This window comes from Pseudobacillus sp. 179-B 2D1 NHS (assembly GCF_045370945.1).
GTDB lineage: Bacteria > Bacillota > Bacilli > Bacillales > Domibacillaceae > Pseudobacillus.
Genome location: NZ_JBIQDP010000007.1, coordinates 85008 through 111256, shown reverse-complemented (window position 1 = coordinate 111256; position 26249 = coordinate 85008). Strand labels below are relative to the sequence as shown.

Sequence of the window (26249 nt, the reverse complement as noted above, 5' to 3'; positions counted from 1 at the left end):
TGCCAAAATGATACTATTAGAAAAGAAAAGCAGAAAGGAGGGGGCTGACATGGAAAGCTTATTTTTTAACAGTACCCATTTACATATTACAACTTGGGTGATCGCGATTATTTTATTTTTTATCGCTGTTAGCAGATATTCCACGGGTGCTCATATGGCATTAAGATTGTTTTATGTATTGGTATTAATAACTGGTTTTCTGCTCTTTATTAGACACCATGGCATTAATGACATGCTCTATGGCATGAAAATGCTCGCTGGTATCCTGACAATCGGACTAATGGAAATGGTGCTTGTCCGCAAGAAAAAAGGAAAAGACACGAGCAAGGTATTGATCGGTGCAATTGTTTTGCTGATTATTACTCTTTACTTAGGGTTTAAATTGCCGATGGGCTTGAATTTCTTTGCCTAATATCAAGAAAGCTGTACCTGTTATTTCAGCAGGTACAGCCTTTTTTTGTTCAAGATATTGCAGGCTGAGCAGAGCTGCTCATAAAAAAGTATTTCTTTTATCGTTCCAGGAATGCCTGCTCATACGGCTGTTATTTTTATCTAAATACAAGAGTCTATTTACTATAATGGAATTAATTGTATAATAGAGTTGGAATGAAAAAACACGATCCGGTTGGTAGTCCGGATGCAGCAGTCCTTGCTGTAAGTAACCTTCCCCTCCTCGGGATGTCCGTCGTTCTAATTACTTTTAGAGGAGGGACCTATTATGAAACTAACCATTTCTTATAATGGTCAATTTTATGTAGGGATCATTGAAGTGGTATCTCAAAACACCCTTAAAGCTTATCGTTATATCTTTGGCGCAGAACCGAAAGAGCAAGAAATAATGGATTTTGTTAACAAGGATTTGCTAAGGTTCATTGAGAGGCACGATCAAAAGGGAATAACCATTCAACAGGATGCGCCAAGAAAAGTAAATCCGAAAAGGCTTCAGAGAATGGTCGCAAAAGAAATGAAACAGTCGGGGATTTCTACGAAAGCCCAGGAAGCCATTAAAGAAGAATATGCCCAGCGCAAGAAAGAAAAATCGGGTAAAATAAAACAAATTAAAGATGAGCTCAAGCAGTTTAAAAGAGACCTGAAAATCCAAAAGGCTAAAAATAAACACAAGGGGAAATAAGGTACACTTTAAATAACTGGCTGTTGAACAGCCAGTTATTTTTTCTTATATGCTTTAATTAAACGGGTGTAATAGAAGAGCACAGGTCTGGTATTAGAAGATAGACTCTATGGGGGAAGACTGCCTCTTAAATTGAATAACAGATAAAACCTTTTTAGGAACTGTCTGTTTTCTCGCTGATTTATTGTAGATTTGTTGAACTTTCTTTTTTGCGTTTGACGGCTGTCCCGGAAAAGCGTAATCTTAAAAGCGGTACGATCATTTATCGGAGGGGGAAGCGGAAGTGAAAAAGAAATTATTTTCGCTCGTCTTATTGCCGTTTCTTCTTTTATACGCCTTTCCTGTTAGCGCTGTAGAAAAAGAAGAACGAACGTGGCAAGATGAAACAATGTATTATATAATGACCGATCGCTTTCATAACGGTGATAGCAAAAATGATAAAGAGATTAATAATCATGATCTGCGTGCTTATCAAGGTGGAGATTTCGCCGGTGCAGCTGATAAGCTAGATTATCTGAAGGATATGGGCTTTACTTCTATTATTCTTAGCCCGGTCTTTGAGAATGCCAAGGGTGGATATCATGGTTACTGGATTACCGATTTTTATAAACCGAATCAGCAGTTTGGTTCCATAAAGGAATTGAATCATCTCATTAAAGAAGCCCACGACCGTGACATGAAAGTTATTGTCGATTTCCCTGTTACGAAAGTGAGTCCATCTCATCCGTGGACGAAGGAATCAGCCAAGGCGGATTGGTTTGTAACGAAAAGCGGTAAGACAGAGGAAGAATGGCTTGGACAAATGGCTGTATTAAATCTTGAAAATAAGGCAGTCAAGCAAGAGCTGGTCAAAGCCGGTAAATGGTGGATGAAGGAAGCAAAGGTAGACGGTTACTACATAAGTGATTCTGCTGATGCGCCTCTTTCTTTCTTGTCCGATTTTTCTGCCGAATTGAAGCAGCAAAAGAAAAACTTCTTTTTACTTGGCGGAAACAACGAAAAGACAGATATCAAACGTTTTGAACAATCAGGGCTCGATAGTGTAATGAATACGAATCTTGCTGCCCAGCTTCAAGAGCAATTTAAAAACATCAAGCAGCCGTCTGACAAAAGTGCGGCACTTGTCAAGGAGGCAGCGGGGGAGAAAGCCTTACTATCGGCGAACTATTTAGATTCCAACAAGACGGCGCGCTTTACAAAGAAGACAGTAGAGGAAAATATGTTTCCAGGTACACGTTGGATGCTGGCTTTAACCTATTTGTATACGATGCCAGGAGTACCGGTTGTCTATTACGGGTCGGAAGTAGCGCTTAACGGTGAAGAAGGACCAACAAGCCATCGCCTGCTTGGTTTTAAAGAAGATCAGGAGCTCGTTGATTACATAAAAAAAATCGGCGGATTGCGCCAGGAACTTCCAGCATTAACCCGCGGCTCTTATGAACCGATTTATGACAAGAATGGAATGACAGTGTTTAAGCGTCAATACAAAGATGAAACGTTAATCGTCGCTATCAATAATTCAAATAAAACTCAAAAGGTTACCATTCCTGCTGAGGAACTCGACCGCAACAAAGAATTGCGAGGGTTGCTTGAAGGGGGACTGGCCCGTCCAGAAGAAGAGAAGTTTTCGCTTATCCTTGATAGAGAGAAAGCGGAAGTTTATGCACTTACTGAAAAAGCCGGAGTGAATAAATTATTTATCACAGCTCTTGCTGCAGTTTATGTTATTTTTATGGTCTTTCTCTATCTTGTATGGAAACGGGGAAGAGCATCCCGGAAACAGGATTAAGGCAATTCTTAGTAAAGAAGGACTGCCAAAAAGCTGATCATTCCTGGCTTTTTGTGCAGTCCTTTTTTGTATTATCCGTTTACAATAGTACCACCATTTACGTGGATCATTTGTCCGGAAATATAACTTGAATCATTGCTTGCTAAAAAGACATAAGCAGGTGCCAGTTCAACCGGCTGACCAGCACGGCCGAACGGTGTATCAGCACCGAACTTTTCTACTTTTTCAGCTGAAAAGGTAGAAGGAATCAATGGTGTCCAAATAGGACCAGGGGCTACGCCATTTACGCGGATGCCGTCTTTAGCAAGAGAGCCGGCAAGAGAACGAGTAAATGAGACAATGGCTCCTTTGGTCGCCGAATAATCAATTAATGACGGATTTCCTTTGTATGCTGTAATAGAAGCTGTATTAATAATACTAGCTCCTTTTTTTAAATGAGGAAGAGCAGCTTTTGTCATATAAAAATAGCCGAAAATGTTCGTGCGGAATGTTCTTTCCAGCTGCTCTGCTGTAATATCAAGCAAGCTTTCCTGTGGATGCTGCTCACCGGCATTGTTGACGAGAATATCGAGCTTGCCAAAGGCATCTAACGTTTTTTGGACGGCTTCTTTACAAAAATCCTCAGAGCCGATATCCCCTGAAATAAGCAAACACTGCTGGCCTTCTTCTTCAACCAGTTTCTTCGTTTTTTCTGCATCTTCGTGATTCTCTAAATAAACGATAGCAACGTCTGCACCTTCTCGGGCAAAATAAACAGCTGCTGCCCGGCCAATCCCGCTATCAGCTCCGGTCAGCAACGCCTTTTTGCCTTCAAGTTTTCCACTGCCTTTATAGCTGCTGTCTATATGATCAGGTTTCGGATGCATTAACTCTGTTTTTCCCGAATGAACGTCCTGATGCTGTTTCGGAAAGGTTTTCTTTTGTTCTTGTTGACTCATCCAATCACTCCTTGTACAAATTCTATATCCAATGTATCTTTACCCAGAGTGTGGAGGTTTAATCATAAAAAAACCGGTTGGGTATCCCCAACCGATCAAAATGAACATTAACGGAAATTCACGAATTGTACGTCTACAGCCAAATCTGCTTCACGGACCATAGCCATGATTTTTTGTAGGTCGTCTTTGTTTTTTCCGGTGACACGCAACTGGTCTCCTTGAATTTGTGATTTTACTTTTAACCCGCTGTCTTTAATCAAGGAATTAATTTTCTTTGCTGTCTCTTTATCAATTCCCTGTACGAGTTTGGCACGCTGGCGAACAGTGCCGCCTGATGCACCTTCTATTTTTCCGTAATCAAGGTTTTTTACAGGTACAGACCGCTTAATCAATTTGCTGAGCAAAACATCTTTCAATTGATCAAGCTTGAACTCGTCATCTGAAGTGAGAACAATTTCTTCATTATCGAGGGAAAGATCACTTTTGCTCCCTTTAAAATCATAACGGGTTTGGATTTCTTTCAATGCTTGAGTGATCGCATTTGACACCTCTGAAAAGTCTACCTTTGAAACAATATCAAATGAATTTTCTTTAGACATATCTTTTCCGCCTTTCTATTGTTATCTTTATGAGGATGGTGTTTTATTTAAGAAAAACAAGGCAATTGTTCCGGGTCCTGCATGGGAAGCGATTGCTGAACCAATAATATGGGTAAAAATCTCTTGACAGTGAAAACGCTCGTTAATCATTGATTTAAGCAGTTCTGCTGCCTCGGGGTCATCACCATGGCTAATAGCAATCCGTTGTTTGTTAAGATCTTCGCCGCGCTGTTCCATAATATTGAGCATGCGATTAAACGCCTTTTTGCGGCCGCGGATTTTTTCGATAGGTACAAGCTTGCCTTCTTCTACATGTAGAATCGGCTTAATATTTAATAGCCCGCCAATCCAAGCAGCTCCGTTGGAGAGCCTTCCGCCTTTGGCAAGGTGACCAAGATCCTCAACGGTGAAAATATGCTCCATGTGCTGGCAATGGAATTCAATATCCGATATGATTTTTTCTTTCGGCCACCCTTTTTGCAGACAATCGGCTGCCTGCATGATGATTAATCCATAGCCTAAGGAAGCCGCCTTTGTATCAATGATGGTTAAGTCAAGGTCAGCATATTTTTCTTTTACTTGATCGCGAACCATCACAGCAGTTTGATATGTACCGGAGAGGGCAGAAGAGAAGGCAGGATAAATACCGGGCTCTCCACTTTCGGCAAGTTCCGTAAATAATTTTTCAAGCAAAAGTGGGGAGATTTGGGACGTTTTTGGCATTTCACCTTGGCGAATAGCCTGGTATACTTCTTTGGGATCGATGCCTTTTATATCTTCATAATCTTCACCGTACAAATGAACATGAAGCGGAATGAGTGTGACCTGATGTTTTTCGAAAAAATGGAGCGGCAGATCACAGCCTGAATCAGCGAATAGCTTCATTTGTTGAATACCCCCTTTATCTGTAATAATTGTAAAGGCTTCATCGAAAAATAACAATTAAATTTAATCTGAACTGCCTGGCAGTAGAACAAGGAGGAGAGAAATTGGTAAAAGAATCAGTTTGGAGTTTATCAAAGAAAGTCATTATCGTCATTATTGGGGCGTTTTTAAACGCGCTTTCCATGAATCTTTTCTTAATCCCAGCTAATGTGTATGCAAGTGGATTTCAAGGCGTGGCTCAGCTGCTGTCAAACATTTTTACTTCTTTCACACCGATTAATGTATCTGTAGGATTTTTACTCATCTTATTAAACATCCCGGTAGCGATTCTTGGCTGGATGAAAGTAGGAAAGACGTTTACCATTTTTAGTTTTTTGTCCGTTGTTGTTTCTACCATTTTCCTTGAACTCATCCCTGTAAAAGCTGTGTCACAAGACATTATTTTAAATGCAGTTTTCGGTGGAGTCATTGGAGCAACCGGTGTTGGCTTAACGCTAAAGTGGGGGGCATCAACTGGCGGTCTCGATATCGTTGCCATGATTCTTTCAAGGATGAAGGACCGGCCAATCGGAAACTATTTTCTCGTCATGAATGGGATTATTATCTTGCTCGCAGGTTTAATCTTTGGCTGGGAAAAAGCCCTCTATACATTGGTAGCGTTATACGTTTCCACACGTGTAGTCGATGCGATCCATACCCGTCACGCTAAATTAACTGCTATGATTATTACTGATAAATCCGAAGAGGTCAAGAAGGCGATCCATGCCAAACTTGTGCGGGGGATCACCGCCCTGCCGGCAAAGGGAGCTTTTTCAGGCAAGGAACGTGAAATGCTGATGATTGTTATTACGAGATACGAGCTTTACGATTTGGAACGAATCATAAAAGAAGTAGATCCGAATGCTTTTACCAATATTGTAGAAACAGCAGGAATTTTTGGTTTCTTCAGAAAGGATTAAAAAAGAGCCGGCTTGTACGCAAGCATAGCGTGCAACCCGGCTTTCTTTAAATCGCAGATTTTTTATCTATGGCGAGATTTAATTTGGACTCTAAGAAGGCAGCCACCCCATCTTCTTCGTTCGTTAATGTGACCTCATTGGCGATATTTTTTAGTTCATTAATAGCATTGCCCATGGCCACTCCAGTTCCGGCATATTCAATCATTTCCAAATCGTTGTCCTCATCGCCAAAAGCAATAATCCGCTCCCTAGGGATGTTCAAATCAGCTGCGGCCCGTTGAATGCCGACTGCTTTATTTAGTCCTAATTTAACAAGCTCAATCACATGCCACGGGGCAGTCCAGCGTCTATGGTGAATGACTTCTGCATGAACCTCGCTTAGGTGATCACGAATGAGCGGAGCTGTTTTTTCAGTGGCGTGGATCAGCATGCAGGTAGGGTCATCATTAAGCATCCGACGCAAATCGCCGCTAGTAATAGCCGGATCCCCTAAATTAAACAGATTAATCAGCCGTTCATCATGATAGTGAAAGTACAAATCATCCTGCACTTCCGCAATAATATTATGGAAATCAAAGTTATGGCAGGCTTCCACAATTTCAGAAGCTGTTTTCAAGTCCATTGGTTCATGGTAGATTCCCCAGCTATTATTTCTAGGATGATGGACGAAAGCCCCATTAAAATTCACGATGGGTGTTACAAGACCTAGCTCATTGTAATAAAGTCCGCTGGAGCGATAAGGACGACCAGTAGCAATCATTACTTCATGTCCTTGCTCCATTGCTTTTTTTAGCACTTCTTTTGTACGGGAGGAGATTTGTTTATCATCCGTAAGCAGTGTTCCATCTAAATCGACGACAATTAAATGTTTTTCAGCCATTGACCCGCAGACACTCCCTTTCATGGTTTCTCTTTCTTAAGTGTACGCTTAATTTAATACTTATGTCCAATGAAGCATAGATATTTACATGAAATTTACCTGTTTGTTGGAAAATAAGCATGGAAGGTGCTAATTTGTCCACTGCTTTGTTATGATAGGGATAAGCCAAAGCTTGAAGGAGGAAAAAAGCATGGATCAGGATTTAAAGGAAAATATTTTAGGGGCGCTAGAGCAAGTCGTTGACCCGGAGCTTGGTATTGACATCGTTAACCTTGGGTTGGTATATGATGTTGATATGGATGAGGCAGGAAAAACAAAAGTAACGATGACATTAACATCAATGGGCTGTCCGCTTGCTGGCATTATCGTTGACCAAGTGAAAGCTGCACTCGCAGATATTCCCGAGGTAAAAGAAGTAGAAGTTGATATCGTTTGGAATCCACCGTGGTCACGGGATATGATGTCACGCTATGCTAAAATTGCTCTTGGTATTCAATAATAAAGTAATAAAGAAAAAGCACTCGCTTGATCAAGCGGGTGCTTTTTCTATTTTCCTATTAAGAAACCTGAGATTAGGTGTTAGAAGGCGAGCTGTGTTCGGATTAGAATCAATGTTTTGAATTAGAGAAACAGCAGTACGAGTGGGCCAACGATAAAGCAGTAGATGGCAAAGTATTTCAAGTTTCCTTGCGCCATAATGTTCATAAACCATTTTAATGAGAAATAAGACATGACAAACGAGCCAATAAAAGCCACTGTGTAGGGAATAGCCAACTGATGCAAGTTAGGGTCTTGCAGAATATCTGAAAAGCTTAAAATCATGCCGCCGACACTGACAGGAATAAACAGAAGGAAAGAGAAACGAAGAGCTGTTTCCTGCTTCATGCCAAGTCCCATAGCAGCAACAATGGTTGCTCCAGAACGGCTGATTCCAGGGATAAGAGCCACTGCCTGGGCACAGCCGATAATCACGGCATCTCTTACTCTCATATCGCCGTCATTTTTGCGTCCTCTTAAGTTACGAATCGTCCAGAGAGCGATTCCTGTGATGATAAGCGTAATAGCTACCGTACGTACGGACGACAACTTGTCTTCAATAAAATCGCCGAATACAATACCGATTATACCGGCGGGAATAGTGGCGATAAGCAAGTATACGATAAACATAAACTCGGAGCGATCCTCCGGATTACGGTCTTTTATGTAATGAAATCCGTTAGCAGCGAGCCGTATAATGTCTGAGCGATAGACAGCCAACACAGCAAGCAGTGACGCCGAGTTAACGAGCAGTTCAAAAGACAGCCCTTTAATTTCGATGCCAAAAAAGTGCTTGGCCAATTGAAGATGCCCGCTTGAAGAGATCGGAATCGGTTCAGTAAAGCCTTGAAACAAACCCAAAAACAAATATTTTAGTAGCAAATAAGTGTTTTCCAATACAGCCTCCTCCATTTAATTCTTTTCACTTTTATAATGTAGCATGGTTGGGAAAGAAAGTATAAAGATATTCTTTATATATGATTCGTTTGTGGACAATATTTCCTTTACTGGCTTTATGCTTTACTTTTTACATTGTAAAGCCATATAATTTAGAAAAGGTCAAAAAAGGTCAAGAGAGGTGGAAAGCGATTTGGACATTGAAAGAATGACATTGTCAGTACAAGAAGCACTAGCTCAGGCTCAAAAGGCAGCTGAGAAAAATAAGCATACGGAAATCGATCTTGCCCATTTTCTACTGGCGCTTATTGATCGGCCGGACAGCTTGATGTCCCGGATTATTGAACGGTCGGGTAGTGATGATGCAAGATGGCGGGCATTTCTCCAGGAGGAGCTTTCAAAGCAGCCATCGATTGCTGGCACTGATGTGAAGTATGGGGCCTACCTTTCGACCGTCCTTCAGTCTGTTTTAAATGAAGCAGAACGGCTGAAGGAAAAGTGGGAAGATGAGTACCTTTCTGTTGAACATATTGTTTCTGTTCTTGCCGATGCAGCTGATTATGCGACAAAAAGTTTTCTACAAAAAGAACAGCTGACAAAAGGGAAGATCAATAAGGCCATTAAAGAGATAAGGGGGAATCAAAAAGTGACATCACAGCAGCCAGAAGCAGGCTATGAAGCGTTAAAGAAATATGGACGTGATTTAGTGGAGGAAGTCCGCTCAGGAAAGATGGACCCAGTGATTGGACGTGACAACGAAATTCGTCACGTTATCCGGATCCTTTCCCGAAAAACAAAGAACAACCCAGTGCTGATTGGTGAACCGGGAGTGGGAAAGACCGCTATTGTTGAAGGATTGGCACAAAGAATTGTTCGCAAGGACGTACCGGAAGGACTAAAAGATAAAACGATTTTTGCTCTTGATATGAGTGCCCTTATCGCGGGAGCAAAATTTCGCGGAGAATTTGAAGAAAGACTAAAGGCAGTTTTAAATGAAGTAAAGAAGAGTGAAGGACGGATTCTGCTGTTTATTGATGAACTGCATACGATTGTTGGAGCTGGAAAAACTGAGGGGGCTATGGATGCCGGTAATATGTTAAAGCCGATGCTTGCACGTGGAGAGCTGCATTGTATTGGGGCGACAACGCTTGAAGAGCATAGGAAGTATATTGAGAAAGATCCGGCATTAGAGCGTCGGTTTCAACAAGTACTTGTTCAGGAGCCGACACCGGAAGACACGATTTCAATTTTAAGGGGCTTAAAGGAACGGTTTGAAATCCATCATGGAGTAAAGATTCATGACCGGGCGCTCGTTGCTGCTGCTGTCCTATCTAACAGGTATATTACCGATCGTTTTTTACCTGACAAAGCGATTGATTTAGTTGACGAGGCCTGTGCTACGATCCGTACAGAAATTGACTCGATGCCGAGTGAACTGGATGAAGTGACTCGCCGTGTTATGCAGTTGGAGATTGAAGAAGCAGCATTACAAAAAGAGACGGATGTATCAAGCAAAGAAAGGCTTGAGCAACTGCAGGAAGAGCTCGCTAATTTAAAGGAAAAAGCGAATGAAATGAGGGCGCGCTGGGAGTCAGAAAAGGAAGCCATTGGCCGAGTACAGGAAAAGCGGGAGCAGCTTGAAAAGTTGAGAAGAGAGCTGGAGGATGCGGAAAGCCGCTATGATTTGAACAAAGCTGCAGAGCTGCGCCACGGTAAAATTCCAGCTGTTGAGAAAGAGCTTGTCCATTTGGAAGAGGAAATGGAAAGAGCCAATCAAAATGATAACCGTTTGTTGCGTGAAGAAGTGACCGAAGAAGAGATTGCTGATATTGTCGCCCGCTGGACGGGTATTCCTGTAACAAAGCTTGTGGAAGGAGAACGGGAAAAACTGTTGCGCTTAGAGAGTATTATGCACGAGCGGGTTGTTGGGCAAGACGAGGCGGTTCAGTTAGTGAGCGACGCCGTACTCCGTGCACGTGCAGGAATTAAAGATCCGAATCGGCCCATTGGTTCATTTATTTTCTTAGGGCCAACTGGTGTTGGTAAAACAGAGCTGGCCAAAACGCTCGCTAATACATTGTTTGATAGTGAAGAGCAAATGATTCGTATCGATATGTCGGAATATATGGAAAAACACGCGGTCTCCCGCTTGATCGGTGCACCTCCCGGATATGTCGGTTTTGAAGAAGGAGGACAGCTGACAGAAGCATTGCGCAGAAAGCCGTATTCCGTTGTACTGCTTGATGAAATTGAAAAAGCGCATCCAGAAGTGTTTAATATCTTACTGCAAATGCTTGATGACGGACGAATAACTGATTCGCAGGGCCGAACTGTCGATTGTAAAAATACAGTGGTTATCATGACATCTAACATCGGCTCTGACTATTTGCTTGATCGCAAAGAAAATGAAGACGAAATCCTGGAAGAAACGAAAGAGAAAGTCATGCGGCAGCTGCGGAACCATTTCCGTCCTGAGTTTTTAAATCGCGTAGATGACATTGTTCTCTTTAAACCGTTAAGCTTGGAAAATATTAAAGGCATCGCCGAGCGGATGGTTAATGATTTAAAGAAGCGGCTTGAAGATCAGCAAATCAATCTGAAGCTTACAGAAGAAGCGAAAGAATTTATCGCGAAAGAGGGGTTTGATCCGGTATATGGGGCGCGGCCATTGAAACGTTTTATCCAGCACCAAATTGAAACGAAGCTTGCCCGGGCGATTATTTCCGGATTGATCCTTCCTCACAGTGAAGCGATTGTTGATGTGGAGAACGGAGAGCTAATTATCAGGTAAACGGAAAGCAGCTATTTTATAACAGCAACAAACCTCCGCGCTTCAAAAGACAAGCATTTTTAGTCAGCCTGGTGCTATAGGCGAAGCTCGGCTATAAAAACAAAAACGGCTGCTTGGGGCAGCCGTTTTTGTAATTTAATGCTGTTCAGCATGATCGTCTGTAATTAATGTAGAAAGAACAAACAGGATAATAGTTGCGATAATAGAGAGCATCAAGCCTGTCATGAAGCTGAATTCAGCGCCGTTCATTGAGCTGACAACGTATGTTAACATCTCTGTCAATAAGAAAGTCCAGAAGAAAGTCATAATGAATTGCATGAAATATCCCTCCTTCAAAAGAAGATATGTATATAAGCCAACATTAATCATAGCACAGTAGAGATACAGTTTGAAATGAATTTTTGTCAGTATTTTTAACATTTTTATTTATCTTATTCGAAAAAACTTTTTCTTCTTAATAAATACAGTTAAGATAAAGGAAGGTGGGTGTTGGTATATAAAAGGAGAAAGAAAATGTTCAACAAAAGATTACTAGCTATACTAGGGATTTGTTTCATGATGGTTCTTGCAGGCTGTTCAGGAAAACAAGAATCGAAAAAGCTGGAGAAAGTCGGTCTGCTCGTTCCTGATACAATTAACGATCAAGTATGGGGAACAAATGGATATAAAGGCATGTTAAAAATTCAGAATGCCTATGGAACGGATATTTTCTACAAGGAAAATATTAATTCCCAAGCATTAGTAGAACGAGCTGTAGAGGAGTTTTCACATAAAGGTGTAGATATTGTATTTGGTCACGGCAATGAATACGCCGATTATTTCAATAAGCTAGCCCCAGATTATCCTGATATACATTTTGTCAGCTTTAATGGCAATGCAGATGAAAAAAATACGACAAGCTTAAAATTTGAAGCACATGCAATGGGATTCTTTGGGGGGATGACAGCAGCCCATTATTCAAAAACAGGAACGATCGGGATCGTAGCAACACACAAATGGCAGCCGGAAGTCAAAGGATTTGTAGAAGGAGCGAAATTCGAACGCAACGATATTCGCGTGGCAACAGAATATGTAGAGAACTGGGATGACAGAGAGAAGGCGCTGCAACTGCTTGACAAAATAATTGCTGAGGACGCCGATGTTGTCTATCCAGCTGGGGATGGCTATAATGTACCTGTTATCGACAAATTAAAGGCAAATGGCTTGCATGCTATCGGTTATGTATCCGATCAGTCGGATCTTGGCAAAGACACGGTTTTGACAAGTACAGTACAACACGTGGACCAGCTGTATGTACTCGTTGCCGACCAATTTGTGAAAGGAAAATTGAAATCTGGTAATCTTCATTTTGACTTTGCAGATGGAGTTATTTCTTTAAGCCCTTTCAGTCCGGAAGTGGACAAAGTCTTCCAAAAGAAAATAAATGCGGATATTAACCGATATATCAAAACAGGCAAATTGCCAAATAAATAATCGGAGGAATAAAGATGAACGAGAATAAAAATATGGAATTTATGCAAATTGCTATGAAGTACTTACCGGAGGCACAAGAAAAATTAAAAGAATCAGGAATAGATTTCTCTATGGATTTAATAGAACCATTCATGGGGATGTTTCTTAACGTCATGAATGAAGCATACGAGTTAGGTAAAAAAGAAGCACAGCAAGAGAATAATTAATCAAAAAGAGACGGCCCCGCGATTCATCGATGATCGTGGGGCCGTCTCTTTTCTGTTGACTTGTTAAAGGTGGATGCTTTTTCATCTGTTGGTTGTAGCGGAGCTCAACAATCAAGTACAACAGTGACTTCTATGATGTAAGAATAAGCAACATGCGACAAGATTCATCTATTGCAAAATGAGCCCTTTTTAAGTAAAATTAGTACCAAGTCTTAATATTTGATTATATGCTAATAGAGCAGTTGAAAGAAGGGGTCCTGATGAACGCAGGAATTATTGGAATGGGCCAATTTGTGCCTGAAAAAGAATTAACAAACTTTGACTTGGAAAAGATGATGGATACATCAGATGAGTGGATAAGAACAAGAACAGGAATCGAATCACGAAGAATTGCAGGGGACGAGACGGATACATCTGACATGGCCGTAAAAGCGGCGCAACAAGCCGTTGAAAATGCAGGGATTTCTCCTGAAGAGATCGATTTAATTATCGTGGCAACCGTCACTCCTGACTATCGCTTTCCTTCTGTAGCTACAATGATACAGCACCAAATCGGAGCTACAAAAGCTGCGGCTATGGACCTTAGTGCTGCATGTGCCGGCTTTATGTATGGAATTGTAACAGCAAAGCAGTTCATCGAAGCGAGTGATTACAAGCATGTTCTCGTTGTAGGTGTAGAAAAATTGACAAAAGCAGTGGATTGGTCTGACCGTAATACAGCTGTTTTATTCGGTGATGGGGCTGGAGCGGCTGTTGTTAGCCAAGTATCAGAAGGCCGCGGCATTTTAGCTTTTGAGCTCGGAGCGGACGGTTCAGGACTAAAGCATTTGTATCAAAAAGATTATATCAAAATGAATGGACGCGAAGTATTTAAGTTTGCTGTGCGCCAAATGGGAGAATCTTGTGTGAATGTGTTGGAAAAAGCGGGCCTTCAAAAGGAAGATGTCGATTTTTTGCTTCCTCATCAGGCAAATATCCGCATTATGGAAGCAGCACGTCAGCGGCTTGATCTGCCAAAAGAAAAAATGTCGGTTACTATTAATAAATATGGAAACACATCGTCTGCTTCCATCCCGCTCACTTTAATCGAAGAACTACAGGCAGGAAAAATTAAAGACGATGATCTATTAATCATGGTTGGGTTCGGCGGCGGACTCACTTGGGGTGCAATTGCTATGAGATGGGGACGCTAATCTTATATAGTGATTGAATAAGTAGTACGAAGGAGTGGAAAGAGTGGAAAAACGAAGAGTAGTTATTACCGGGCTTGGAATTATCTCGCCTGTTGGAAATACAGTAGAAGAAGCATGGGCTAATATTTTAAGTGGAGTCAGCGGAGTTAAACCGTTAACTCGAGTAAATCCAGATGATTATCCGGTAAAGGTAGCTGCAGAGGTTACCGATTTTAATCCAGAAGACTTTATGGATAAAAGAGATGCCCGCAAAATGGACCGTTTTACACAATATGCGGTCGCTGCAGCAAAGATGGCTGTGAAAAATGCAGATTTAACCATTGATGAATCCAATGCAGATCGCATCGGTGTTTGGGTAGGTTCAGGGATTGGCGGCATGGAAACATTCGAAAATCAATTTAAAACGTTTCTCGACCGCGGCTATCGACGCGTCAGCCCGTTCTTTGTGCCGATGATGATTCCCGATATGGCAGCGGGACAAGTATCCATTTTCTTAGGCGCTAAAGGAGTGAATTCCTGTACAGTAACTGCTTGTGCGACTGGCACGAACTCTATTGGCGACGCTTTTAAAGTGATTCAGCGTGGAGATGCAGATGCGATGATTACTGGAGGAAGCGAAGCGCCAATTACGCAAATGTCCGTAGCTGGATTCTGTGCGAACACCGCTCTATCAACGAACCCCGATCCAAAAACAGCAAGCCGTCCATTTGATGCAAACCGTGATGGCTTTGTTATGGGAGAAGGAGCGGGCATCGTTGTATTAGAAGAACTTGAACACGCTAAGAAGCGAGGCGCTCATATTTACGCAGAAATTGTCGGGTATGGCTCTACAGGAGACGCCCATCATATCACTGCTCCAGCACCAGATGGTGAAGGTGGAGCAAGAGCGATGCAAATCGCGATTGAAGATGGAGGCATTAATCCTGAAGAAGTAGATTACATTAATGCTCACGGAACGAGCACGCCGTATAACGATGAATTTGAAACGGCAGCGGTTAAAACAGTGTTCGGAGAGCATGCTTACAATTTAGCCATTAGCTCAACGAAATCCATGACAGGCCACCTACTAGGAGCGGCCGGGGGAGTAGAAGCGATCTTTACGGCTTTAGCAATTAAGAACAATATGTTACCACCAACGATTAATTATGAAACACCAGATCCGAAATGCGATTTAGATTACGTGACGAACGTATCGCGCAAAAAAGAAATTGATGTTGCACTCAGCAACTCCCTTGGCTTTGGCGGTCACAACGCGACCATTGCTTTACGTAAATACAAATCAGAATAAGCGATCAACGCCGAAGATGAATAAAAGCTCCGCTTTTATTCATCTTTTTTATTTTCCACGCGTTCAAAACAGCAGCCGACTGCCTGCAAAAGTTGTAAAGGGATCTGTCTATCCCTGTTTTTTTGGCATTTTTTTTATTGAAGGACATACATATATAGGACAAGCTGCTGCAGCCTGATCAATTGATAAAGGAAGAGGAAGATGGCCCTACGCCTAGTTGCCTTTTTAACCGGATTTGGCTTATCCATTCTCGGTGGAGTAAGCTGCATCATGTACTTAAATCTGCTGACAGCCGGGTTCACTGTGCAAGAGTATGTCCAATTTGTTTTCGAGCGGGTGGAATGTTACTTATTGGCGGCTGGTATTTTACTAATGACAGCTGCTCTCTACTTTCCAACGAGGCAATAAAGAAAAAATAGTCGTTCAAGGAATAATTTTACTTCGCTTTGCCCATACTTTAAGACAAATAGATGAAGAAGTGAGGAGGTTCATTATGTTATATCTTCATGATGTCTGGGTGAACTGGTTTGAGGGGGAGGAGAACGGGTACAATGTATGCCACTATCACGAATGGCGCAAAGAGGACGCTGTTGAGTTATTAGATCAGGTACCTTTGCTTTTAATCGACGAGAAATTATTTTATTATATTGAAAATCATTTAGCGGAATTGCCAAAACAACTCCTAGAGGATGTACGTAAAAAAGCTTTCTTGAGAAGAAATCATGAAAGAATCCAGTTGGAGCATTGTTTTGTCGTTACGGATGGAAGAGGGATATTGGCTGTTGATACAATGGGATACACGATTCCCGTACGCAAAAGCCGCCTCGTCCCAAGACAGGAACAGTTAGCTTTCGAAATGTTTGAAGTGCATCCAATCACATCCTATGAGCTTGCATGGGAAATGGAAGAAAAAGAATATCATATTTTATCGCTTTCTCCTGAAAGCATGAAAGGTTTAACAAGAAAAGAAAGACAACTAAAACAACTATTGTTTATGGCGCTTGATCAATTGTTTTCTTCAAAAAATTCAGCCGAGATTCGCTATTGGTACACAGAGTGGATGCCTGAGCGTTATGAGGATATCCAAACGATGAACGTGGAAGACATTAAAAGAATTTTTCTTGAAGAGACGATGGAAGGATGGACAAGCCGGCATGATCGTCTCTGTGAAAACCTCATAAAAGGACAGCCATTTTTTGAAAAGCTGTGGGAAACGGAACACACATCCAAAAATGAATCGATCAAATAAAAAGCTGAACCTCATCAGGTTCAGCTTTTTTATTGAATGGATGGTCTGCCTTCAAAGAGCGGCCAGACAAGTCGGGCATTTGTTATTTTTTCTTTCTACCCAGCCCCATGGCATTTTCCATTTTCTTTAGCATTTTTCCAGCTACTTGATTGGCTTTAGCGGCACCTTCATCTAGAATGAGGTCCAGCTCTTCAGAATCGAGAAGCTCATAATAGCGCTTTTGAATCGGTTCTAAATGGCGGACAACAACTTCAGCTAGTCCGGCTTTAAAGTCACCATATCCTTTGCCTTCATAGCGCTTTTCAATGTCTTCAATAGATAGTTCACCAAGCACAGAATAAATGGAAAGAAGATTAGAAAGGCCAGGCTTTGACTCTTTATCAAATTTTACGATGCCGTCCGAATCAGTAACGGCACTTTTAATTTTCTTTTCAATTTGTTTGGGATCGTCAAGCAGAGAGATAAAGGCTTTAGCATTCGGATCCGATTTACTCATTTTCTTCGCTGGATCCTGCAACGACATAACCCGAGCGCCCGATTTAGGGATGCGAACTTCAGGAATCGTAAAGATATCATTGTATTTACGGTTAAATCTTTCTGCAAGATCTCTGGTCAGCTCTAAATGCTGCTTCTGATCTTCCCCAACAGGCACCAAATCAGCTCCGTATAGCAAAATGTCAGCAGCCATGAGCGGCGGGTAAGTCAAAAGACCCGCGGAAACCGCTTCTTTGCCAGCTGACTTATCTTTAAACTGCGTCATTCGCTCTAATTCACCGATATAGGCGACGCATTGAAGCATCCAGCCAGCTTGAGCATGAGCTGGGACTTCTGATTGAATGAATAAAGTAGCTTTCTTAGGATCGATTCCAACAGCTATGTATAAAGCAGCCAGACTGCGAATATTTTGACGCAGCTTTAGACGGTCTTGGGGAACCGTAATGGCATGCTGATCAACGATACAGAAGTAACAATTGTAATCGTCCTGCAGTTCAGTAAATTGTTTGAGAGCACCAATATAGTTGCCAAGAGTAATTGTACCGCTCGGCTGGATGCCGGAAAAAATTGTTTTCATCACATAATCCCTCACTTCTTGTTGACAAAATTATAAACAAATACTCTGCAACTTTCAAGATAAGGAAAGAATGAGCATATAAAAGTAGAAGATATAATATAAAGCGAAAAAAAACAATATATGGAGTGTTTCTTTTCTAAACCCTTATAAAACAACTAGTGTAATTATAACTACTTAAATTGTAAGCTTCTGTCATTGAATTGAAGAGGCTTTAAAAAATACAAAACTGTTGTTAATTGGATTTTATAGTCGTAAAAAGAGATAAAATTCATAAAAATGAATAATAATTCAACAGGTGACACCTGTCACCTTTTCAAGGGGAAATAAACAATTAGCCTTCGTTATATAATAAACATACAAAGAGAAGGGAATAATCCCCATATTTTCTGTGAATCAGGTTTAAAAGAAGAAGATTTAAGTGATGAAACTATACTATAAAAATAACAATAGAAAATTTGTTTGGAATGACCAATAAATGAAAGCGTTTTATCTAAGTGAATTATTATTCAATTTAATGAAAAAATGCCATTTAGGGCTATTGGAAGGGGATTAATTACTCAATTAGGAAAATATATACTTTTTAAAAGGAATTGAAAAATAATTATTGCAAAAAAATTAAGAAAATTTATAATTAGTAAAGAAATCTTCTGAATAATTAGGAAGAAAATAATGATTAAGGGGGATTTAGATGAAGAAAAGAAATTATACTTTTTTTCTTGCTTTATTGCTTGTGCTGAGTATGTTTCTTGCAGCATGTGGCGGCGGTAGCGGCAATGGCGGCGGTAACAAAGCTGGAGAAAATGCAAAAGAGGACAACAAAAATGAATTAAAAATTAATATTAAAACCGAGCCATTTTCTATGCATCCAGGCCTAGCAAATGATAGTACGTCTGGATCAGTCTTAAGAAATACTTTTGAAGGGCTGACAAGAATTAACAAAGACGACAAACCTGAAAATGCAGCAGCTGAAAAAGTAGACGTATCAGAGGATGGCAAAGTTTATACATTTACACTTCGTGATCACAAATGGTCAAACGGTGATCCGGTCACTGCGAAAGATTTTGAATATGCATGGAAATGGGCGCTTGATCCAAAGAATCAATCTCAATATGCTTACCAACTTTATTATTTAAAGAATGGCCAAGCTGCCAATGAAGGAAAAGCTAAAATTGATGAGGTAGGAGTTAAAGCGTTAGATGAGAAAAAGCTTCAAGTAACGTTAGAAAACCCTACGCCTTATTTTCTAGAGTTAACTGCCTTTTATACTTACTTACCTGTTAACAGCAAAGTTGCTCAACAAAATCCGAATTGGTATAAAAACGCTGGTGAAGATTATGTATCCAATGGACCATACGTAATGGACCAATGGGAACATAGCGACAAAATTGTTTTGAAGAAGAATGACCAGTATTGGGATAAAGACACTGTAAAGCTTGATACAATTCAAATGTTTATGATTAATGATGTAAATACAGAACTCTCCATGTTTAAAAAGGGAGAACTTGACTGGGCAGGTATGCCGTTCAGTTCTTTACCGACAGATGCTATGTCAAGCTTGAAAGATGAAAAACTATTAAACGTTGAACCGATCGCTGGGGTTTATTGGTATAAGTTCAACACAGAAATGAAACCGCTTAACAACGTGAATATCCGCAAGGCACTCACTTATGCGATCGACAGAAAGTCCATTGTAGAGAAGATTACAAAAGGTGGCCAGATTCCAGCAATGGCTGCAGTACCTCCTAGTATGTTTAAAGAAAATGAAAAAGGTTATTTCAAAGATCACGATGTTAAAACTGCAAAAGAATATTTAGAAAAAGGTTTAAAAGAATTGGGCTTGAAAGACGCTTCAGAACTTCCGGAAATTACAATTTCTTATAATACGGATGAAGCTCACCAAAAAATTGCTCAGGCAATCCAAGATACTTGGAAGAAGGAACTAGGTGTTAAAACGAAGCTTGGAAACGAAGAATGGGCTGTTTATATTGAAAAACTTCACTCTGGAGACTATATGGTTGGACGTATGGGATGGCTAGGAGACTTTAATGATCCAATTAACTTCCTTGAATTGTTCCGTGAGAAAGAAGGCGGAAACAACGATACAAATTGGGAAAATCCAGAATTCAAGAAACTTTTAGTGGAATCACAAAAAGAAATGGATCCTGAAAAGCGTGCTCAAATGTTAAAAGATGCTGAGAAGATCTTTATTGATGAAATGCCTGTAGCTCCAATCTATTTCTATACGAACTCTTGGGTACAGAGAGAGAACCTAAAAGATGTAGTTATGTCCGGTTTAGGCGACGTGCAGCTGAAATGGGCTCACTTTGAGTAATTAATTTCTAAATCAAGGGTATGTGGGACAGGTTCCCATGTACCCTTGAGTTTTGAGTTTTATGCATAATTTGGAGGTGTACAAAATGATCAAATATTTTGGTAAGAGATTCTTCTACATGTTTTTGTCCTTATTAGTAATCATTACAGCAACGTTCTTTCTTATGAGGCTTGCTCCGGGAAACCCATTTACCTCTGAAAAACAATTGCCCCCAGAAATAGAAGCCAACTTAACTGCTCATTACGGGCTTAATGAACCGTGGTATATTCAGTATTTTGATTATTTGAAAAAAATTGCTACTTGGGATTTTGGCCCTTCTTTTAAATATAAAGGCCAAACCGTCAATGACATTATTAGTGAAGGTTTTCCAGTTTCGTTAGCACTAGGAATAGAAGCTATCTTTATTGCTCTAGCTTTAGGTGTTTTGTTAGGAGTACTCGCTGCCTTATATCATAACAAGTGGCAAGATTATTCATCAATGATTCTAGCTGTCATTGGCATATCAGTACCGTCTTTTATTATGGCTGCTCTTTTGCAATATATCTTTGCTATTAAGCTACAGATACTTCCTGTAGCCCGTTGGGATTCTTTTGCTCACACAATTCTCCCGGCCCTGGCTTTAGCGACTACTCCGCTTGCGTTTATTGCCCGTCTAACCCGTTCTTCCATGCTTGAGGTGTTGTCTAATGATTATATTAAAACAGCTAAAGCGAAAGGGTTAAGCCGTGGAGTTATTACTGTTAAACACGCAGTTCGTAATGCGATGATGCCAGTAGTGTCTTATCTTGGCCCACTTTCTGCAGGAATTATCACAGGAAGCTTCGTCATTGAAAAAATCTTTGGTATTCCGGGATTAGGATCACACTTTGTAACAAGTATTCAAAACCGCGATTATACAGTCATCATGGGTGTAACTGTGTTTTATAGCATTCTATTGCTTCTATCAATTTTTATTGTTGACATTATCTATGGAATGATTGACCCAAGAATCAAACTAAGAGCACACAAGAAGGGAGCCTAATCTGAAATGAGCGCGATGCCAGAAAAGAACAATAAATTTGTAGTTGTCGGATCACAGATAGATAACGCCGAAAAAATTGATAAACCGAGTTTGTCCTTTTGGAAAGAAGCATGGATTCATTTTAAAAAGAATAAATTGGCCATGTTTGGCGCATTCCTTCTGATTGTATTAATCCTCATGGCTATCATTGGACCCCATATTGTGAAATATGATTATGCTACTAACGATCTGATGAATTCCAACCAGCCGCCGTCTGCGAAACATTGGTTTGGCACAGATGATCTTGGCCGTGATGTGTTTGCACGTACATGGGAAGGAGCGAGAATTTCACTATTTATCGGGATTGCTGCTGCTCTCATCGATTTGCTTATCGGAATTATCTGGGGAGGAATTGCTGGCTACAAAGGCGGCCGGGTAGATGAAATTATGATGCGGATTGCAGACATTTTGTACGGTATTCCGAACCTTCTTATGATTATTATTTTAATGGTAGTGCTTGGTCAAGGCCTTGGTACGATGATTTTAGCAATGACTATTACGGGCTGGATTGGGATGGCTAGGATTGTCCGCGGCCAAGTTTTGCAGTTGAAAACTCAGGAGTTTGTATTGGCTTCAAGAACACTGGGTGCCGATTCAAAAAGAATTTTATTCAAACATTTAATCCCTAACTCGATGGGGCCTATCCTTGTTACCCTTACTCTGACTATTCCTACCGCTATATTTACAGAAGCATTTTTAAGCTTTCTTGGTTTAGGTTTAAATCCTCCTTTAGCAAGCTGGGGAACAATGGCTTCCGATGGATTGCCGGCTCTTGAGTACTTCCCGTGGAGATTATTTTTCCCGGCAACATTCATTTGTTTAACAATCTTTGCTTTTAACGTGATTGGGGACGGCTTACGAGATGCGCTTGATCCACGGTTAAGAAAATAGGAGGACGTATACGATGGAAAAGTTATTGGAAGTTAAAAACTTAGAGGTCGGATTTCAGACTTATGGTGGTTATGTGCATGCTGTGAGAGGTATCAGTTTTGATGTGAACAAGGGAGAAACACTGGCAATCGTTGGTGAATCTGGGTCAGGAAAAAGTGTAACGACACAGGCAATTATGAAGCTTATACCTATGCCTCCCGGTGAAATTAAAAACGGACAAATTCTTCTGGAAGGAGAAGATTTGGTTCCTAAAACTTCTAAACAGATGGAAAAAATACTCGGACAAGATATTAGCATGATTTTTCAGGATCCAATGACCTCTTTAAATCCTACGATGAGGGTAGGAGCCCAAATTACAGAGGTAATCTTGAAGCATAACAATGTGAGCAAGGAAGCAGCCAATAAACAAGCGATTGAATTATTAAAGCTTGTTGGCATCCCGAAAGCTGAAGAACGGGTTAGACAATATCCCCATCAATTTTCCGGCGGGATGAGGCAGAGGGTAATGATCGCGATTGCGCTGGCGGCTAATCCCAAACTACTGATTGCCGATGAGCCCACAACAGCACTTGATGTAACCATCCAAGCTCAAATACTAGAGCTGATGAAGAACATTAAAAAAGAAGTTGGGTCTTCCATTATTTTTATTACTCATGATTTAGGCGTAGTGGCTAATGTAGCAGACCGGGTAGCGGTTATGTATGCTGGACAGATTGTAGAGATTGGTACAGTGGATGAGATCTTTTACGATCCCCGCCATCCATATACATGGGGACTGATGGCTTCTATGCCTAGTCTGGAGACTGTAGATGACGGACAATTGGAAGCGATTCCGGGAACGCCGCCTGATTTAACGAATCCTCCAAAGGGCGATGCATTTGCTCCGAGAAATCCTTACGCTCTGCAGATTGATTATGAAGAGGAACCACCAATGTTTCAGGTATCACCTACACATTTTGCAAAAACTTGGCTTCTGCATCCTGACGCTCCAAGAGTGGACCCTCCTGAAGCAGTCCTTAAAATTAGAAAGAAATTAGCGGGAACGTTTGAGAAGCCGGTTATGGTAAGGGGGGTTTAGTAATGAAAGAGAAATTAATTGAAGTCAAAGGATTAAAGCAGTATTTTAATATCGGATTTCCTAATGAAGTGCGAGCAGTAGATGATGTATCCTTTGATATTTACCGCGGAGAAACACTCGGATTAGTAGGGGAATCAGGATGCGGGAAGTCAACAACTGGGCGGACAATTATTCGCTTATATGATGCTACTGGGGGACAGGTATTATTTAATGGAAAAGATGTGCACGGCAAGAAGTCGAAAAGAGATTTAAAAGAATTCAACCGTAAGATGCAAATGATCTTCCAAGACCCTTATGCGTCACTTAACCCGCGTATGAAGGTAGCGGATATTATTGCAGAAGGAATCGATATTCATGGTTTGGCAAAAACAAAAAAAGAGCGAATGGATAAAGTATATAGTTTGCTGGAGACGGTCGGCTTGAACCGCGAGCATGCCAATCGCTACCCGCACGAGTTTTCTGGCGGCCAGCGCCAGCGTCTTGGGATTGCACGTGCCCTTGCGGTAGAGCCGGACTTTATCATTGCAGATGAGCCGATTTCAGCGCTGGACGTATCGATTCAAGCGCAAGTTGTGAACTTGATGCAGAAGCTGCAAAAAGAAAAAGGTTTGACATACTTATTTATTGCACATGATCTGTCAATGGTAAAGTACATCAGTGATCGTATCGGTGTCATGTATTTTGGAAAGCTGGTGGAACTCGCACCAAGCAATGTGCTGTATGAAAAGCCGCTTCATCCGTACACACAGTCTCTGCTTTCGGCTATTCCACTTCCGGATCCGGACTATGAAAGAAATCGTACACGAAAAACATACGACCCAGCGGTTCATAATTATGCTGCCGGTGAAGAAGTAAGAATGAGAGAGATAGCACCGGAGCATTGGGTATACTGCTCTGAAAAAGAGTTTAAACAATACAAGGCAAATTATTAAAAGAAAATGGGCCCTCTGCCCAGTCTATCTATGGCTGGCTTGCAGAGGGCCTCATTTTTTTGAATCAATGACTAACAATATTTAAGTAGTTGTAGATTTTCTGTTTAAAGTAAGTGTAAGAGGATAAAAGATAACGAGACTGGTGAAAAAAGGATAGGAGGGAGGAATAGGTATGGAGAGATGGAAAAAGATAGGAACAGCTGTTCTTCTAATTGGAATGCTTCTTCTTCCTGGAGCAACTGGCACAGCACAGGAAGAAGTGAATTTTAAAGAACGGCCCATACCATCCTTAAACAAAGAAGTTCCAAGCAAAGTGGCGCGCTTCCAAAGCAGGTCTGATTTGCACTTTACTTATCCGGATGCAGTTCGGGGGATTTATGTGACTGGTCACTCAGCAGGAGGGGCTCGGTTTGATAAGCTTCTCAAAATGGTGGAAGCAACGGAATTAAATGCAATGGTCATTGACATAAAGGACGATCATGGAAATCTTACATACAAACCGAAGCGTGACTCTCCATATGAAGGAATCAGCCAGCCGTTTATTAAAGATACGAGAATGCTGCTGGAGAAAATGGAGGAAAAGCAAGTATATCCGATTGCACGCGTGGTTGTTTTTAAGGATACTAACCTGGCAAAAGCCAAGCCGGAATGGTCTTTTACTGAAAATGGGAAGGTATGGTCAAATGGCGGTGGGGAATCTTTCGTCAATCCATTTATGAAAGAAGTATGGGACTACAACGTAGGCATAGCCATTGAGGCAGCAAAAATGGGTTTCCAAGAAGTGCAATTCGATTATGTTCGCTTTCCAGAGGGATTTGAGAAACGGGATAAGCAGCTCATTTACAATCTCGGTGAATATGCAAACTCAAAAGAAGATGCTGTTCATCGACGGGTACAGGCGGTAACAGACTTTGTTCATTATGCGCGAGAAAAACTAAGGCCTTATGGAGTAAAAGTGTCTGTCGATATTTTCGGTTATTCCGCTACGCTGCCGGAAGCTCCTGGAATTGGGCAAAACTTTTCAAAAATTGCCGAGAACGTGGATGTGATTTCTTCAATGGTCTACCCTAGTCATTGGACCTCTTATTTTGGGATTGCCAAACCCGACACGGAACCCTACAAATTAATTACAGAATATGTTAAGGTGGAGAACAAGAAGCTGAAGGAGTTGAAAACTCCACCGCTTTCGAGACCGTGGCTGCAAGACTTTACAGCTTCTTGGCTTGGAACCGGCAATTATCGTCCTTACGGCAAGGCTGAGGTAGAAGCACAAATTCGCGCGTTAAATGAAAATGGCATAAATGAATTTTTATTGTGGAATGCTAGCAATAAGTATACGCAGGATGTGGATTATACACCCTTAAAAAGAAAGGAAGATTAAATGCATTGGTATGAAAAGCTAAATCAATATTTTCCGATTGAAGAAATGAAATCAAGAGAACACATCGAATTACTTTTAGAAGAGCAAAGCGATATTTATCATAAAGATGAAGGCCCTAATCATGTGCTTATTTATGTGGAATTCGATGATTTTATATTTGTTGATTATTTATTTGTATCAAAGAATGCCCGCGGACAGGGGCTTGGCCATAAGCTAATCGACAAGCTAAAAGCAAAAGGGAAAGCGATCATCTTAGAGGTGGAACCGGTTAACTACGAAGATACAGACAGTGAGAAGCGCTTGCGTTTTTATGCGAGAGAGGGATTCAATCATGCTTCAACCATCGGTTACTCCCGTCGTTCCCTCGCTACTAATGAAGTAAACGATATGGAAATTCTTTATTGGACATCAAAGGATGAAACAGAGGAAAAGATCTATGAAAGCATGAAAAAAACGTATCGGCTCATCCATAAGTATAAAGATGAAGAATTGTATGGAGAACCATTTGATCCTGTTCAAGAGGTTTTATCCAGGGATGAAACGAGAGACGAAGATATACTAAAGGAATTAACATAACGAGAGGTAGGTCCCAAATAGAAGGCCAGTTACTGTCAGATTGCATGGTATCCGCTAGTGATTAGAGGGAAACTGGTCGTTTGGGATCTTGTTTTGCTTGTTTAGTAAAAC

26 protein-coding genes are annotated in these 26249 nt (G+C 41.0%); 19 read left to right on the top strand and 7 right to left on the bottom strand.

Annotated features, from left to right (window positions below; all coding sequences use genetic code 11):
- Positions 1 to 49 precede the first annotated feature (49 nt).
- From ACH0BF_RS09345 to ACH0BF_RS09335, 3 genes are all read left to right on the top strand, one after another.
- Positions 50 to 412, top strand: coding sequence for a YisL family protein (locus tag ACH0BF_RS09345; protein WP_120036472.1), 363 nt, complete (start codon positions 50 to 52; stop codon positions 410 to 412).
- A 306-nt stretch (positions 413 to 718) separates the two neighbouring features.
- On the top strand, positions 719 to 1132 hold the full coding sequence (locus ACH0BF_RS09340) for a YjdF family protein (RefSeq protein ID WP_340855968.1): 414 nt from the start codon (positions 719 to 721) through the stop codon (positions 1130 to 1132).
- Positions 1133 to 1415: 283 nt separating this feature from the next.
- Positions 1416 to 2921 (top strand): alpha-amylase family glycosyl hydrolase, encoded by a 1506-nt coding sequence (locus ACH0BF_RS09335; RefSeq protein WP_120036474.1) that lies wholly within the window; start codon positions 1416 to 1418, stop codon positions 2919 to 2921.
- Positions 2922 to 2992: 71 nt separating this feature from the next.
- Here ACH0BF_RS09335 and ACH0BF_RS09330 read toward each other — a convergent pair whose 3' ends face one another.
- The 3 genes from ACH0BF_RS09330 to ACH0BF_RS09320 form a co-directional block, all read right to left on the bottom strand.
- The gene (locus ACH0BF_RS09330; protein WP_340855966.1) at positions 2993 to 3859 is read right to left on the bottom strand and encodes an SDR family oxidoreductase; all 867 of its coding nucleotides are present in this window, start codon (positions 3857 to 3859) and stop codon (positions 2993 to 2995) included.
- Positions 3860 to 3966: 107 nt separating this feature from the next.
- Entirely contained in the window at positions 3967 to 4458 is a 492-nt protein-coding gene (locus tag ACH0BF_RS09325; protein ID WP_340855964.1) for a YajQ family cyclic di-GMP-binding protein, read from the bottom strand.
- Between the two features lie 27 nt (positions 4459 to 4485).
- Positions 4486 to 5343, bottom strand: a complete 858-nt coding sequence (locus tag ACH0BF_RS09320) for a DegV family protein (RefSeq protein ID WP_120036477.1) — start codon at positions 5341 to 5343, stop codon at positions 4486 to 4488.
- Positions 5344 to 5447: 104 nt separating this feature from the next.
- Here ACH0BF_RS09320 and ACH0BF_RS09315 point away from each other — a divergent pair, with 104 nt between their 5' ends.
- Positions 5448 to 6302 carry a YitT family protein gene (locus tag ACH0BF_RS09315; protein WP_259455710.1) on the top strand — a complete coding sequence of 285 codons (855 nt, stop codon included), beginning with the start codon at positions 5448 to 5450 and terminating at the stop codon, positions 6300 to 6302.
- 46 nt (positions 6303 to 6348) lie between these two features.
- Here the strand turns inward: ACH0BF_RS09315 and ACH0BF_RS09310 are convergent, their stop codons facing one another.
- Positions 6349 to 7182 (bottom strand): Cof-type HAD-IIB family hydrolase, encoded by an 834-nt coding sequence (locus ACH0BF_RS09310; RefSeq protein ID WP_406909314.1) that lies wholly within the window; start codon positions 7180 to 7182, stop codon positions 6349 to 6351.
- Positions 7183 to 7372: 190 nt separating this feature from the next.
- Here ACH0BF_RS09310 and ACH0BF_RS09305 point away from each other — a divergent pair, with 190 nt between their 5' ends.
- On the top strand, positions 7373 to 7681 hold the full coding sequence (locus ACH0BF_RS09305; protein WP_049660688.1) for a metal-sulfur cluster assembly factor: 309 nt from the start codon (positions 7373 to 7375) through the stop codon (positions 7679 to 7681).
- 122 nt (positions 7682 to 7803) lie between these two features.
- Here the strand turns inward: ACH0BF_RS09305 and ACH0BF_RS09300 are convergent, their stop codons facing one another.
- Positions 7804 to 8616 (bottom strand): undecaprenyl-diphosphate phosphatase, encoded by an 813-nt coding sequence (locus ACH0BF_RS09300; RefSeq protein WP_340855957.1) that lies wholly within the window; start codon positions 8614 to 8616, stop codon positions 7804 to 7806.
- A gap of 193 nt (positions 8617 to 8809) precedes the next feature.
- Between ACH0BF_RS09300 and clpB the strand changes: the two genes are divergently transcribed.
- Positions 8810 to 11407: an ATP-dependent chaperone ClpB gene (clpB, locus tag ACH0BF_RS09295; protein WP_340855955.1), complete on the top strand. Its 2598-nt coding sequence runs from the start codon at positions 8810 to 8812 to the stop codon at positions 11405 to 11407.
- Between the two features lie 135 nt (positions 11408 to 11542).
- Here the strand turns inward: clpB and ACH0BF_RS09290 are convergent, their stop codons facing one another.
- A complete protein-coding gene (locus ACH0BF_RS09290) occupies positions 11543 to 11725 on the bottom strand; it encodes a YjzD family protein (RefSeq protein WP_120036480.1) in 183 nt (60 codons plus the stop codon).
- Positions 11726 to 11920: 195 nt separating this feature from the next.
- Between ACH0BF_RS09290 and ACH0BF_RS09285 the strand changes: the two genes are divergently transcribed.
- From ACH0BF_RS09285 to ACH0BF_RS09260, 6 genes are all read left to right on the top strand, one after another.
- The gene (locus tag ACH0BF_RS09285) at positions 11921 to 12880 is read left to right on the top strand and encodes a BMP family ABC transporter substrate-binding protein (RefSeq protein ID WP_340855953.1); all 960 of its coding nucleotides are present in this window, start codon (positions 11921 to 11923) and stop codon (positions 12878 to 12880) included.
- 14 nt (positions 12881 to 12894) lie between these two features.
- Positions 12895 to 13086, top strand: a complete 192-nt coding sequence (locus tag ACH0BF_RS09280; protein WP_120036482.1) for a ComZ family protein — start codon at positions 12895 to 12897, stop codon at positions 13084 to 13086.
- 260 nt (positions 13087 to 13346) lie between these two features.
- Positions 13347 to 14279, top strand: coding sequence for a beta-ketoacyl-ACP synthase III (locus ACH0BF_RS09275; RefSeq protein WP_120036483.1), 933 nt, complete (start codon positions 13347 to 13349; stop codon positions 14277 to 14279).
- Between the two features lie 43 nt (positions 14280 to 14322).
- Entirely contained in the window at positions 14323 to 15567 is a 1245-nt protein-coding gene (gene fabF / locus ACH0BF_RS09270; RefSeq protein ID WP_340855951.1) for a beta-ketoacyl-ACP synthase II, read from the top strand.
- A gap of 201 nt (positions 15568 to 15768) precedes the next feature.
- Complete coding sequence (locus ACH0BF_RS09265) at positions 15769 to 15975, top strand: YuzI family membrane protein (RefSeq protein WP_120036485.1); 207 nt, start codon at positions 15769 to 15771, stop codon at positions 15973 to 15975.
- A gap of 85 nt (positions 15976 to 16060) precedes the next feature.
- Positions 16061 to 16816 (top strand): YjbA family protein, encoded by a 756-nt coding sequence (locus tag ACH0BF_RS09260; protein WP_120036486.1) that lies wholly within the window; start codon positions 16061 to 16063, stop codon positions 16814 to 16816.
- An 82-nt stretch (positions 16817 to 16898) separates the two neighbouring features.
- On the opposite strand, the gene trpS is transcribed toward ACH0BF_RS09260, so the two are convergent.
- Positions 16899 to 17891, bottom strand: coding sequence for a tryptophan--tRNA ligase (gene trpS / locus ACH0BF_RS09255; protein WP_142927240.1), 993 nt, complete (start codon positions 17889 to 17891; stop codon positions 16899 to 16901).
- A gap of 685 nt (positions 17892 to 18576) precedes the next feature.
- Here trpS and ACH0BF_RS09250 point away from each other — a divergent pair.
- From ACH0BF_RS09250 to ACH0BF_RS09220, 7 genes are all read left to right on the top strand, one after another.
- On the top strand, positions 18577 to 20220 hold the full coding sequence (locus ACH0BF_RS09250; RefSeq protein ID WP_340855945.1) for a peptide ABC transporter substrate-binding protein: 1644 nt from the start codon (positions 18577 to 18579) through the stop codon (positions 20218 to 20220).
- Between the two features lie 85 nt (positions 20221 to 20305).
- A complete protein-coding gene (locus ACH0BF_RS09245; RefSeq protein ID WP_406909313.1) occupies positions 20306 to 21241 on the top strand; it encodes an ABC transporter permease in 936 nt (311 codons plus the stop codon).
- 15 nt (positions 21242 to 21256) lie between these two features.
- Positions 21257 to 22171 (top strand): ABC transporter permease, encoded by a 915-nt coding sequence (locus ACH0BF_RS09240; RefSeq protein ID WP_340856464.1) that lies wholly within the window; start codon positions 21257 to 21259, stop codon positions 22169 to 22171.
- Between the two features lie 13 nt (positions 22172 to 22184).
- Positions 22185 to 23249: an ABC transporter ATP-binding protein gene (locus ACH0BF_RS09235; protein WP_340855941.1), complete on the top strand. Its 1065-nt coding sequence runs from the start codon at positions 22185 to 22187 to the stop codon at positions 23247 to 23249.
- A 2-nt stretch (positions 23250 to 23251) separates the two neighbouring features.
- Positions 23252 to 24181, top strand: coding sequence for an ABC transporter ATP-binding protein (locus ACH0BF_RS09230; protein ID WP_340855939.1), 930 nt, complete (start codon positions 23252 to 23254; stop codon positions 24179 to 24181).
- Between the two features lie 172 nt (positions 24182 to 24353).
- The gene (locus ACH0BF_RS09225) at positions 24354 to 25562 is read left to right on the top strand and encodes a putative glycoside hydrolase (RefSeq protein WP_340855937.1); all 1209 of its coding nucleotides are present in this window, start codon (positions 24354 to 24356) and stop codon (positions 25560 to 25562) included.
- Positions 25563 to 26138 (top strand): GNAT family N-acetyltransferase, encoded by a 576-nt coding sequence (locus ACH0BF_RS09220; protein WP_120036495.1) that lies wholly within the window; start codon positions 25563 to 25565, stop codon positions 26136 to 26138. It begins immediately after the preceding gene.
- The last annotated feature ends 111 nt before the right edge of the window (positions 26139 to 26249 follow it).